Raw genomic sequence first — 12198 nt, 5'->3', positions numbered from 1 at the left:
ACGGCCGCCAGCTAGGTCTCTCTTTCTTTCTTCACTTTCCGGCGCCACCTACACACCCGTTTAATCGCGGCACTGGCGGCCCATCCGCCGATAAATAGTAGCGGGATGTAAAAGAACACGACATAGGCGACGGCTAGGCCGTCCTGCCCGTCGGGCGGCGTGGTGAGAAATAGGAATGCCAAATCGCCAAGCGCAGCAATTCCTGCGCCGGTAGCTGCTGCGACAATGCTCCGCGCGCTGGTCATCCCCCGGGCCGACAAACCATCACCGGCAAAAACAGCTATTGCTCCGACCAGCACTACTGAGACCAGCATGGACACGATCCACGACGCAATTCCTTCGTCGTAGGCGAGATTGGGCTCCGGCAAGATTAGCCCACCCAAAACACTCCACGCGACCGCGGCGAAAAAGGACGCCAGCAAGGGGCGGGTTATATTGTCGAGCCTCATGCGTCCCAGGTTACGTGAGGAGACCTGCAGCGTGACTGAGTCTCTCTCCCCTCCAACGGAGAATCGAGTTACGCTCACAGGCGCAAAACCCTCCGAGAATAGAGTGGGCTAAGTAGCAAAACTGACAACCCGAAAATTTACGGGCTGCAAATGTGAAACTGTGCGAGCTTATGACACTTTCAGGCAATTTTCCGGGCCATTTTTGACATAAACACAGTCAGTAACTCGGATCGGCCCAACGCCACCGGTCATAAACGTGGTCAGTAACTCGCATTGGGGCTAAACGGAAAAAGGCGCCCACCGGCGAAACGCCGACCAGACACACTTTTTGCTACTTAACCCCCACCCGGCGACACACCGAGCGGACACACTTTTTGTCACTTAACCCGGGAAAGACACGAATTTTGTCCTTTGGCCCGAATATTTAATGATTGTTTTAGTGGATTAACACTGCGAATAAAAAACCAGGCCAGAGAAAAGCTCTCTGACCTGGCCTAATTGCTCCTCCAGCTGGACTCGAACCAGCAACCCTTCGATTAACAGTCGAATGCTCTGCCATTGAGCTATGGAGGAATACTCACCGCCAAGAACCAGCTAAACCATATTTCGGCCACGCCGTTCCTTGCGACGGATAGATACTTTACCCAGACCCCTTGAAACTCACAAATCGCCAGGTCAAAGATTAATTTAGGCATCTCATACCCATCGGCCATGACATTGTTGTGAGTTCTTGAAACCACACAATCCGTGCAATCCACACAATCCGTGCAATCCGTGCAATCCGTGCAATCCACGCAATCTCACACAGCCCAACGAAGCCCCCAGCAGTACTGAAAACGCTTTCCATCATGCACTTTTCATACCGCGTTCATACGATGGGGCTTATGTCTGAACAAGCCAACGGAACCGAAAACACCGAGCAAACCGCACGCGTTGTTCGCGGCGTTATCGCACGCGAAAAAGGCGCACCTGTAGAACTTACTGATATCCACATCCCGCCCCCGGGCCCGAACGATGTCATTGTCGACATCCAGGCCTGCGGCGTCTGCCATACAGACCTGGCTTACCGCGACGGCGATATCACCGACGAGTACCCGTTCTTCCTCGGCCACGAGGCCGCAGGCGTGGTCTCCGAGATTGGCGAAGAGGTCACGCATGTTGCCGTTGGCGATTTCGTCGTCCTCAATTGGCGCGCTGTCTGTGGCGAGTGCCGCGCCTGTAAGCGTGGTGAGCCACAGTACTGCTTTAGCACTTTCAACGCCTCCAAGCCCATGACGCTTGCCGACGGCACCGTCCTCACCCCAGCACTTGGAATCGGCGCTTTTGCGGATGCCACCCTCGTCCACGAGGGCCAGTGCACCAAGGTCAATTCGGCAGCCGACCCGGCCGTTGCGGGTCTACTGGGCTGCGGTGTCATGGCTGGCATCGGTGCAGCCATCAACACCGGCGAGGTTAAGCGCGGTGAATCAGTAGCCGTCATCGGCTGCGGTGGCGTCGGTACCGCCGCTATCGCCGGTGCCAAGCTCGCTGGCGCTAGCACGATTATTGCCATCGATATCTCGGACGAGAAGCTCGACACCGCCCGCGAATTCGGCGCGACCGAGACCATTAACTCTGCGGAGCTGGCTAAGAGCGATAAGGGCACCGGGGAAGAGGATCCCGTCGTTAAGCGAGTGCGTGAGCTGACCGACGGTTTCGGTGCTGACGTCGTGATTGATGCGGTCGGCCGTCCGGAAACCTACAAGCAGGCGTTCTACGCCCGTGACCTGGCTGGACGTGTTGTGCTGGTCGGCGTTCCGGCGCCGACGATGGAGCTGGACATCCCGCTGGCGGATGTGTTTAGCCGCGGTGGTGCGCTGAAGTCGTCCTGGTACGGCGACTGCCTGCCGGAGCGGGACTTCCCGATGCTGGTAGATCTGTCGTTGCAAAACCGCCTGCCGTTGGAGGGCTTCGTAACGGAGCGCATTGGCATTGAGGATGTTGATGAGGCCTTCGACACTATGAAGGCCGGTAAGGTACTGCGATCGGTGGTGACGCTGTGAACAAGGATTTGAGGGTCGACCACGTTCTCACGTCGGGCACGTTCTCGCTCGACGGTGGCACGTGGGACGTAGACAACAACGTATGGGTGCTCGGCGATGACCGTGAGGTCATTGTCATCGATGCGGCGCATGAGGCGCAGCCGATTATTGATGCAGTGGATGGCCGCAAGGTAAAGGCCATCGTATGCACCCACGCACACAACGACCACATCACTGTGGCCCCTGAGCTGCAGGAAAAGCTCGACGCTCCCCTGCTGGTCCACCCGGGCGACCAGATGCTGTGGGAGCAGTCCTGGCCGAACCTGGCGCACGAGGACCTCGCACACGGTCAGCGCCTGGAGATTGCGGGCACGGAGGTTGTCATTATTAACACTCCGGGCCACTCCCCTGGCTCGTGCTGCCTGTACGTGCCGGAGGCCGCGGAGCTGTTCTCGGGTGACACGCTGTTTTCCGGCGGTCCTGGAGCGACCGGTCGATCCTACTCGGATTTCGACACGATTATTAACTCCATCCGCGACAACCTGCTGACTCTGCCTGCGGAAACGACTGTCCGCACGGGTCATGGCGATCACACGACGATTGGTCGCGAGGCTCCACACTTGGAAGAGTGGATTCGCCGCGGCTACTAGTCGCTAGCTGCTGACGGGTAGCTGGCGCCTAGAGACTGCTAACCACTAGCTACTCAAATACAACCTTGACCGCCTCTGCTTGCAGTTCGCGGCGGTACTGTTCCATCGCGAGCAGGTCCGCGAACAGCGAGTTGTAGGCGGTTTCGTCGTCTGAGGGGCGCATTCGCGAGAGCATCGCTTTCAGCTGTGCAATCTGGTCACCGACCCACACTTCCTGCAGTCGCGCCAGAATCGCCTGCGCATACGGGCGCAGCGTCTCCGCATCGACAGCGATTTGCTCCACTCCCAGCTCAGTCACGAGATGCTTGACGACGTCCTCCCGCGCCTGATCCATAATTGCGGTCGCCCAACTATGTGGCTGTGTGGCCGCTTCCCCGCAGGCACCACCTGCAGCCATGATGGCGTCGAATACCGCTCGGTAGGTCGGATGCCCAAAGGTCTCGGGTGCGAGCGCATCGAATACCGGGCCGGTGGTGGCGGGCTCTTGAATTGCCAGCTTAAGGGCCTCACGTTGCGCATAGAGCACAGGGTCCCGCGGATTTGGATACGGCAGTGCCGGGTTGCGCCGGCGCCGCGCTTCCTCCGCCTCTTCGCGGGCACGGGCCTCTTCTTGGCGACGCTGGTAGGGAGTGCGTTTTTCGCTCTGTGGCCGACTGGCCTCCTCGCGGACGCGCTGTACCAGCTCGGCCTCATCATTCCAGCCGATCCAGCCGGCAACTTCGCGGGCATACTCATCGCGCAGCGCCGCGTCCTTGAGCTGGGCCAGGACAGGCACCACGCGGCGCAGCCCGGAGACCCTGCCATTAGCGGTGGTCAGGTCGTAGTCGGCCAGAAGTGTGCGGAGGACGAATTCGATCAATGGTCGTCGTGAAGCGACGAGGTCGCGCACTGCGGCCTCGCCCTTCTTCTGGCGCAGATCGCACGGATCCATGCCGTCCGGCGCGACCGCGACGTAGGACTGGCCGGTGAAGTTCTGCTCGCCCTCGAAGGCGCGCATGGCGGCCTTCTGCCCTGCCTCGTCGCCGTCGAAGGTGTAGATGAGTTCGCCGCGGAAGAAGTTATCGTCGAGCATGAGACGGCGCAGCAGCTGGAGGTGTTCCTCGCCAAAAGCGGTACCACAGGACGCGACGGCCGTGGTCACACCTGAGGCGTGCATGGCCATGACGTCGGTGTAGCCCTCAACGATCACGGCCTGGTGGCCAGCAGCAATGTCCTTCTTGGCCAGATCCAGGCCGAAGAGCACCTTGGACTTCTTGTACAGCATGGTCTCGGGCGTGTTCATGTACTTGCCCAGGTTGTCATCGTCGAAAAGCTTGCGGGCACCAAAGCCGATGACATCGCCCGACATATTGCGAATCGGCCACATGAGACGACGGTGGAAACGATCAATCGGCCCCATGCGCCCCATCTTGGAAAGACCCGCCTTATCCAGCTCCTCGAAACTAAAGCCCAGGCGCTGCAGGTGCTTGGTTAGAGTGTCCCAGCCGGCCGGCGAGTAGCCACAGCCAAACTGTGCCGCGTGCTCGGCAGTGAAGCCACGGTTTTCCAGAAACTCGCGCGCAGGCGCTGCTGCGGGCGTGGTGAACTGTTCGCGGTAGAACTTCTGTGCCTCGCGGTTTGCGGCGATGAGACGCTGGCGGGTTCCCGGTTCCTCGCGACGACCCGTGCCACCGCCCTCATAGTTAATGTGGAAGCCAATTTTCTCCGCACAGGCTTCGACAGCCTCCGGGAAAGACAGGTGTTCCATCTCCATGAGGAAGCTGAATACATCACCGCCCTTGCCAGTGGAAAAGCAGTGGTAGTAGCCATGATTGGGGCGTACGTGGAACGACGGCGTGCGCTCGTCTTTAAAAGGCGAAAGCCCTTTCAAAGAATCCGCGCCAGCCGGTTTGAGGTTCACGTATTCCGCAACGATCTCCTCAATCGGAGTCCGCTCGCGGATCGCCGCGATATCGGAGTCCGGAATTCTTCCCCTAGCCATGAAAATAACCTTACCCAACCCGTCCAATTGACTCCGCCGTAAAGGTTTCGCTTAACGACGAGCCGCCCGCGCCCAACCCAAAAACGTGCCGGTAGCAACAGATATGGAAAGATACTAGCCATGGCTGAGTGGAAGAAGATTGCGAGCGGCGTAGGCGCTGCCGCCCTGGTGTTAGCTGGTAGCTATCTCGGGCTCGATGGCGGAGATCAAAACTCTGAGGCATCCGAGGACTCACAGGGGTCGCAGAATTCCGAATCGCAGACTTCCGCTGCGCCCAGCTCGAAATCGAGTCCGAAGCCTGGCACTAATTCGGGCAGCAACAAGGCTGGTGCCAAGGGTGCCACCTGCGCAGTAGATACTCTGCCGCAGGAGGCCGACGATGTTATCGACCGCATCCTGACCGACCAGGACCACATCTATTCGCAGCACGACGGCAAGCACTTCGGCAACTACGAGGGACGCCTGCCGAAGGAGCGCGGTGACTACTACCGCGAATACACCGTGACCACCCCGGGCAATTCCAGCCGCGGTGCACGTCGCATTGTTGTCGGCGGCGGTTCCGAAAATGACCCGGATGTCTGGTACTACACCGACGACCACTACGAGAGCTTCTGCGAAATTCCAGACGCGGAGGACTAGACAACTACCCCCACGCCGCGGCCACACCGGCAATCTGGCGATCAAGCCGCTCTACACGCGACTCCGTCATCGACGCTAGCTGATCAACGATAACCCGCAGCCGCGCTTGGTCACTCTCCGCCCGGGAATAGAGCCACTGGAACATCGGAACAAGCGTTCCCGGAGCGCCCTCCTGCAGATACTCGGCCACCCGGAAAAGACGATCGCGCTCACGCTCCTGACGGCGAATATGACGCGGAAGATCCATCACATACAACACGGCGATGGTCTTCAGCATGGTGACCTCCGCCAGAATCGAGCTGGGCACGGCGAGGTCCGCGTCGTAACGCCCGAGCGGAAGCGTCGACCCGGAGGCAGCACGCGTACCCGCGACGGAAGCCGTGACAAAACGGCCAACCAGCTCCGAGGTCATCCGTTTCAGCGCGACCAGCGAGCGCAGCGAACCATCATAGGACGCCGCAGCTGATACCACCGGCAAGCTGGCAAGACGCCCGGCAGCTTCGACGAGCTCCGCTGGATCGCCACCAAATGCGGCAGCGCCCTTGTCAGCGAGCGCGGCCAGTTCCACCGTGTCCCACAAAACGCCCAGGTTAACGCGGCCAGATACGATGCCATCCTCGACATCGTGGACGGAATAGGCGACATCGTCAGACCAGTCCATAATCTGCGCCTCAAGACACTGCTTGCCGTGCGGAACGCCCTGTCGAATCCACTGCAGAATCGCGGCATCTTCCTGGTAGGCCCCGTACTTGTGGCGGAGCTGACCATCGGGACCGATTGGTGTCCAAGGGTATTTACAGGCCGCATCGAGCGCCGCCCGCGTGAGATTGAGTCCACAGGGCTCACCTGTGCCATCGAGTACCTTCGGCTCGAGGCGAGTAAGAATACGCAGCGTCTGCGCGTTGCCCTCGAACCCGCCGCAACCAGCAGCAATCTCGTTGAGGGCGCGCTCACCGTTGTGGCCATACGGCGGATGCCCGATGTCATGCGTCAGGCCGGCCAACTCTGCGAGATCCTCATCTGCACCGAGTTCGCTGGCGATTCCGCGGGAAATCTGTGCGACCTCCAGCGAGTGAGTCAGGCGTGTGCGCGGAGTATCGCCCTCCCCTGGCCCCACAACCTGAGTTTTGTCAGCCAGCCTGCGCAGCGCTGCGGAGTGCAGGACGCGGGCGCGATCTCGTGCAAACGCCGCCCGGTGGGATTCCAAGGACTGCACCCCGGGCAGCAATGACTGCTTCGGAGACTCCTCGACGATACGAGCGAGTTCAAAAGATGAATACGAAAATTTACCGGCCACGTAATTATTGTTACGTATCCTTGTAGATATGTCTGACAGGAATCGCGTGTTTCGCCCCCTTTACCTTGCCGCATCGGGTGTTTTCCTCGGCCTGAGCATGCCGCTCATCACAACTGCACTGCCGACACAATCGCCGGTTCATGCACCTGCATCGCTGCTGGCACTCGCACCGTCAGCATCCCTGGCGCACGCCGAGGCACCGGCGGATGTGTCAGGTGACGTGGACGATCTCGCAGGTGTGCTGAGCGGCGGCGAAGAGGCTCGCTTAAAGGAGCAGATTCAGCAGCTCAAGACCGACAAGCGGCTCCTGTTCTCGGTGTTTTACATCAAGAGCTTCGACGGCATTCAGGGCGAGCAATGGGCGCAGCAGGCCTGGGAGCACCTCGGCGCTGCTGACAACCGCGGTGTCCTGGTCGTCGCCGTGGAAGACCGCAACCTAGGCGCGTTCGTCGGCGACTCCTTCCCCCGCAACGCAGAAGCCGTTAACAGCGCAGCTCAAGGGCAGTTGTTAGAGGACGACAACTGGGCGGCTGCGGGCGAAGCTGCCATCGCCGAGGCAGGCGGTGGCAGCGGCTCCGCCGGTGGGTGGGCACTCGGCGCCGGCCTCGGTGGTGCCGCCGTTGTCGGTGGCACCACCTGGGCCGTGGGCCGTCGCAATAAGAAGAAGCGCGACGAGGAAGAGATTGCTCGTGGCCGCAACATCGACCCCAGGGATGTCTCTTCGCTGGACTCGCTGAGCACCAGCTCGCTCGATGTTCTCGCGCGCGATGAGATTGTCAGTACCGATGAGTCCATCCGCAAAGCCAGCACCGAACTCGACCTCGCTCGTGCTGAGTTCGGCACCGAACGCATCCGCAGCTTCGACAACGCACTGAAGCACTCTCAGTCCACGCTCGAGCGCGCGTTTGCACTTCGCCAACAGCTTGACGACGGCTCCGTAGCCGACGAAATCGAGCGCCGCAGTGTCCTGCTGGAGATTATCTCCACCTGTGGTGTAGCGGATGACCAGCTCGACGGCGAGGCCGCAAACTTCCAGAAACTCCGCCAGGAGTTGATGAATGCTGAAGCGACCATTTCGAAGCTCACTCAGCGAAGTGTCGAGCTGCGCTCACGTATGCCGCGTGCCGGCGAAATTCTCGACGGTCTGCGCGCACGTTACGAAGAGCAGATGCTCAGCTCTGTGACCGACAATATCGACATGGCCACGGAGCACCTGAATCAGGCTGACCAGTCAATGACTGAGGCCCGCCGCATAGCTGACCTGCCCGCCGGTGAGCAAGGTGGTCTGATTGATGCACTGTCGGCCACCGACTTTGCGCTCACACAGGCAGAGAGTCTTCTGGAGGCCATTGAACACGCCGATAGCGATATTCACGCTGCAGTCGCTGGACTGGCTTCCCTTATCGCCGAGGTCCGCGGTGAAATCGATGAGGCCTCGCACCTGATGTCGGCACCGCACGGCGCCAACATCAACCGCGAGCGTCTCAATGCAGCCATCGAAGCAGGCCGTGAAGCACTCGGCGTGGCAACCAATAAGTCCGAAGCGGATCCACTGAGTTCCTGGACCGCACTGACCGATGCCGATGAGCTGCTCGACGAAGCCCTGGACTCCGCTCGAGACAAGGCCGCGTCGTTCGCCCGCGCTACCGCCACTTTGCAGCACAGCATGCAGGATGCCGACAATCACATTCGCGCCGCAGCTGACTTGATTGCTACCCGCCGCCGTGTGGTTGGCGCTGAGGCTCGCACTCGCCTCGCGGAGGCACAGCGTGCTTACGGCTCTGCTCAGGGCTTGGCCAACGGCGATCCGCGAAAGGCGTTGGCCTACGCACGTCGTGCGCGCAAGCTCGCCGCTGAGGCCGCTGACTTAGCTCGCCGTGACATCCGCCGCTACCAGGATCAGCGCCGCGGTGGCGGCAGCAACGGTTCGATGGTCGCCGGCATGGTGCTGGGCAGCATGCTCAGCAACAACAGCGGCTTTGGTGGCAGCATCGGCGGCTTCGGCGGCTTCGGCGGAGGTTCGAGCCGACCAGGCGGCTCCGGCAGCACAATGGGCTTCTAGATTCCCGCCTAAATTCGCATCTGGCGTGGTCCATCCACAGACCACGTCGCCAGTGCGGCGGCAATCAGCCAGTCTTCGAAACTCCCCCGGAAGTCTCCCTTCTGGGCATAGACACCAAATACCCCTCGGCCTAGGCTGTCCTCTCTGACGATTCGGGCGAGCTCATAGCCTGGACGCTCGATGTCGAAGACCGTGCGAATTCCCCGTCCTTCTCTGTTTAGGACGAAAGACTCCCCCTCGTCCGAATTCGTCATTACTAGCGCGTTCGTGCTAAAAAAGCGGGCTTTCACCTGCCAACCACGCCCTTGTGGTGAGGTGATCCAAAAAGCACTAAAGACCCCGTCCTGACAGCTCCAACCGTCGGACAGGGTCTTCTTGTTCTCGTCGTAAACGACGCCGTCTGCAATAGTTGCTACACGATCCACACCCAAATCATATAGGCAATCAGCAAGAGCAAGCAGACAGTGAGAATCCAGGTTGAGGAAACCATGCGGGACTCCAGCACTCGACGAGCACTGTAGACCAGGAAGATTTTCTCCTCTTCCGGCAGCGCACGGCCTTCGTCGGTGTCGAACTGCACCTCTGCGTGGCGCACGCCACGGGACGCACCGGTGAACTGGCCCCACTTCTCGCCGGTCTTTGCATTCTCGATGACGTAGTTCGTCGATCCCTCACACACCAGCTTGCCTTCGGGGCGATCCGGCCCAAAGGTCACTGAAAGCTGCTTGGCTCGCGAAATCTTGTCACGGTCAGCAGCAACGGTCGAGAACACGCGACCGTCGGGAAGCGTGGCGGAAACACGGTGATTAGCAGAGGCGTCAATAACCCACTCCCCTTCCGGGGTGTTGAGGCGATCGCCCTGCTCATCACGGCTGTACGTGCCTATTTCGGTGCTTTCCTTCAGAATCGGCCAGGTCTGCTCGGATTTTTCCCGGGAGCCGTCGCCGAGACTATAGGATTCCCAAAAAACTTCTTCGGCCATTAGCAGCCCACCAGGCGCGCTGCGAGGTAGCTCTCCAGCTCGTCAATCTTGACGCGCTCCTGCTCCATGGTGTCGCGGTCACGGACGGTCACAGCGTTGTCTTCGAGAGTATCGAAGTCAACGGTGACACAGAACGGAGTACCAATCTCATCCTGGCGACGGTAACGACGGCCGATAGCACCGGAGGTGTCGTAATCGACGGCCCAGTGCTGGCGCAGCTTGTCCGCGACAGCCTCAGCAGTCGGAGTCAGGGTGTCCTTCTTCGACAGCGGCAGAACAGCAACCTTAACCGGCGACAGACGCGGGTCGAGCTTCAGCACGGTACGGGTGTCGGTGCCGCCCTTTGCGTTCGGCACCTCTTCCTCGGTGTAGGCATCGCACAGGAAGGCCATCAGGGCGCGGGTCAGGCCGAAGGACGGCTCGATGACGTACGGGACGTACTTTTCGCCGGTGACCTGGTCGTGGTAGCGCAGATCTTCCTTGGAGTGCTCGATGTGGCAGCCGAGGTCGTAGTCCGTACGGTTGGCGACACCCATCAGCTCGCCCCACTCGTTGCCCTGGAAGTGGAAGCGGTATTCGAAGTCAATCGTGCGTGCAGAGTAGTGCGCGCGCTCGTCCTTCGGAACGTCGAACTGACGCATGTTCTCCGGGTTAACGCCCAGGTCAATAAACCAGTTCCAGCAGGCGTCGACCCACTCGTCGAACTTCTCTTCAGCTTGGTCAGGTGCGACGAAGTACTCGATCTCCATCTGCTCGAACTCGCGGGTACGGAAGATGAAGTTACCCGGGGTGATCTCGTTGCGGAATGCCTTACCGGTCTGGCCGATACCGAACGGTGGCTTCATACGAGCCGTGGTCATAACGTTCTTGAAGTTGACGAAGATACCCTGAGCGGTCTCCGGGCGCATGTAGTGCAGGCCCTGCTCATTGTCGACCGGGCCGAGGAAGGTCTTCATCAGACCGGAGAACATCTGCGGCTCGGTCCAATTGCCCGGCTGTCCGGTCTCCGGGTCCGGAACGTCTGCCAGACCATTGGCCGGCGGGTGGCCGTGCTTGGCCTCGTAGGCCTCCAGCAGGTGGTCAGCGCGGTAGCGCTTGTGGGTGTGCAGGGACTCCACCAGCGGGTCAGTGAAGGTAGCGACGTGGCCGGAAGCTTCCCAGACCTGGCGCGGCAGGATAATGGAGGAATCCAGGCCGACGACATCCTTACGACCGGTGACGAAGGTCTTCCACCACTGGCGCTTGATGTTTTCCTTCAGCTCCACACCCAGGGGACCGTAATCCCATGCCGAGCGGGTACCGCCGTAAATTTCACCACACGGGTAAACGAATCCCCTGCGCTTACACAGGTTGGCGACGGTATCGACAACTGACTTAGGTGCCACGGTCTAGACCACTCCTTATAAATGGCTTCGCATCGCACACCACACGCCTTTTCCGGACACTCGATTCGGCCCGTTCCGTGCGGCGAACGACGTAATGAAAAGCAAAATGTACTGACCCCGAGAGGCCAGTTAAAAGTTCCCCTATACTCTAGCGCATCTTGCCCAACCGATACCGGGTAGTGTCGTTTACATGGTTGGCGAAGATATGCACGAAGTTAGTTCTGGCGAAAACCCACGTGGTACGGGCTCCTCCGCTAGCCCCGGGGCGCACGCCTCCGCGCGGCCGGCCGCAACGCGCATCGGCCAGCGCAGTACTCGCCAACGCCGCGCCGTCGTGTCGATTATGAGTGAAGCTCCTAATTTTCGCTCCGCTGCTGACATTCATAAGTCACTGACGGAACGTGGGGACAAGGTCGGCTTGACGACGGTCTATCGGACGCTCCAGTCCCTTGCAGAAATGGACATTGTCGATGTTCTGCACAATGCCTCCGGAGAGGCTCTCTACCGGCTGTGCGGTGACCACCACCATCATCACCTGGTCTGCACCGATTGCGGCAGCACCGTTGAAGTCGCCGGCGGCCCTGTCGAGCAGTGGGCTCACAGCCTTGCGGAGGAGCACGGTTTTAATCTGACCGGGCACACTGCTGAGGTCTTCGGCCTGTGCAGGGACTGCCAGAAGAAGTAGCCCGGGCTCCCTCCCCCCGTTACCTTGTGAGTGTCCCCGATAATGGG

General features: G+C 60.2%; 11 protein-coding genes and 1 tRNA gene. 5 read left to right on the top strand and 7 right to left on the bottom strand.

Translation table 11 applies throughout. The features are described 5' to 3' along the window. Nucleotides 1-11: 11 nt before the first annotated feature. Together HMPREF2847_RS06025 and HMPREF2847_RS06020 are read right to left on the bottom strand one after the other, a co-directional pair. Entirely contained in the window at nucleotides 12-449 is a 438-nt protein-coding gene (locus tag HMPREF2847_RS06025) for a hypothetical protein (RefSeq protein WP_070851824.1), read from the bottom strand. 501 nt (nucleotides 450-950) lie between these two features. Beyond that, nucleotides 951-1022, bottom strand: a tRNA-Asn gene (locus HMPREF2847_RS06020). A 302-nt stretch (nucleotides 1023-1324) separates the two neighbouring features. Here HMPREF2847_RS06020 and HMPREF2847_RS06015 point away from each other — a divergent pair. Together HMPREF2847_RS06015 and HMPREF2847_RS06010 are read left to right on the top strand one after the other, a co-directional pair. Continuing rightward, complete coding sequence (locus HMPREF2847_RS06015; protein WP_370523064.1) at nucleotides 1325-2491, top strand: S-(hydroxymethyl)mycothiol dehydrogenase; 1167 nt, start codon at nucleotides 1325-1327, stop codon at nucleotides 2489-2491. Next, nucleotides 2488-3120 (top strand): MBL fold metallo-hydrolase, encoded by a 633-nt coding sequence (locus tag HMPREF2847_RS06010; RefSeq protein ID WP_016423101.1) that lies wholly within the window; start codon nucleotides 2488-2490, stop codon nucleotides 3118-3120. Before HMPREF2847_RS06015 ends, HMPREF2847_RS06010 begins: the two co-directional genes overlap by 4 nt. Nucleotides 3121-3169: 49 nt before the next feature. On the opposite strand, the gene dnaG is transcribed toward HMPREF2847_RS06010, so the two are convergent. Beyond that, nucleotides 3170-5101 (bottom strand): DNA primase, encoded by a 1932-nt coding sequence (gene dnaG, locus HMPREF2847_RS06005; protein WP_083327335.1) that lies wholly within the window; start codon nucleotides 5099-5101, stop codon nucleotides 3170-3172. A 120-nt stretch (nucleotides 5102-5221) separates the two neighbouring features. Here dnaG and HMPREF2847_RS06000 point away from each other — a divergent pair, with 120 nt between their 5' ends. Beyond that, the gene (locus tag HMPREF2847_RS06000; RefSeq protein WP_070851823.1) at nucleotides 5222-5740 is read left to right on the top strand and encodes a guanyl-specific ribonuclease; all 519 of its coding nucleotides are present in this window, start codon (nucleotides 5222-5224) and stop codon (nucleotides 5738-5740) included. Nucleotides 5741-5744: 4 nt separating this feature from the next. Here the strand turns inward: HMPREF2847_RS06000 and HMPREF2847_RS05995 are convergent, their stop codons facing one another. Further along, nucleotides 5745-7037, bottom strand: a complete 1293-nt coding sequence (locus HMPREF2847_RS05995; protein WP_070851822.1) for a deoxyguanosinetriphosphate triphosphohydrolase — start codon at nucleotides 7035-7037, stop codon at nucleotides 5745-5747. A 28-nt stretch (nucleotides 7038-7065) separates the two neighbouring features. On the opposite strand from HMPREF2847_RS05995, the gene HMPREF2847_RS05990 reads away from it, so the two are divergent. After that, entirely contained in the window at nucleotides 7066-9099 is a 2034-nt protein-coding gene (locus HMPREF2847_RS05990; protein WP_222866743.1) for a TPM domain-containing protein, read from the top strand. Between the two features lie 8 nt (nucleotides 9100-9107). On the opposite strand, the gene HMPREF2847_RS05985 is transcribed toward HMPREF2847_RS05990, so the two are convergent. From HMPREF2847_RS05985 to HMPREF2847_RS05975, 3 genes are read right to left on the bottom strand one after another with little or no spacing between them, the layout of a single operon-like run. Then, on the bottom strand, nucleotides 9108-9524 hold the full coding sequence (locus HMPREF2847_RS05985; protein WP_048732685.1) for a hypothetical protein: 417 nt from the start codon (nucleotides 9522-9524) through the stop codon (nucleotides 9108-9110). After that, the gene (locus tag HMPREF2847_RS05980; protein ID WP_048732687.1) at nucleotides 9512-10081 is read right to left on the bottom strand and encodes a hypothetical protein; all 570 of its coding nucleotides are present in this window, start codon (nucleotides 10079-10081) and stop codon (nucleotides 9512-9514) included. The genes HMPREF2847_RS05985 and HMPREF2847_RS05980 overlap by 13 nt, the downstream gene beginning before the upstream one ends. Then, nucleotides 10081-11466 carry a glycine--tRNA ligase gene (locus HMPREF2847_RS05975; RefSeq protein WP_048732689.1) on the bottom strand — a complete coding sequence of 462 codons (1386 nt, stop codon included), beginning with the start codon at nucleotides 11464-11466 and terminating at the stop codon, nucleotides 10081-10083. Before HMPREF2847_RS05975 ends, HMPREF2847_RS05980 begins: the two co-directional genes overlap by 1 nt. Nucleotides 11467-11656: 190 nt before the next feature. On the opposite strand from HMPREF2847_RS05975, the gene HMPREF2847_RS05970 reads away from it, so the two are divergent. Continuing rightward, complete coding sequence (locus HMPREF2847_RS05970; protein WP_070851820.1) at nucleotides 11657-12151, top strand: Fur family transcriptional regulator; 495 nt, start codon at nucleotides 11657-11659, stop codon at nucleotides 12149-12151. Nucleotides 12152-12198 lie beyond the last annotated feature (47 nt).

The sequence above is a fragment of the Corynebacterium sp. HMSC074C03 genome (assembly GCF_001838285.1).
GTDB classification, from domain to species: domain Bacteria; phylum Actinomycetota; class Actinomycetes; order Mycobacteriales; family Mycobacteriaceae; genus Corynebacterium; species Corynebacterium amycolatum.
The sequence above is the reverse complement of the archived record's forward strand: the minus strand, read 5'-3'. Positions and strand labels throughout refer to the sequence as shown.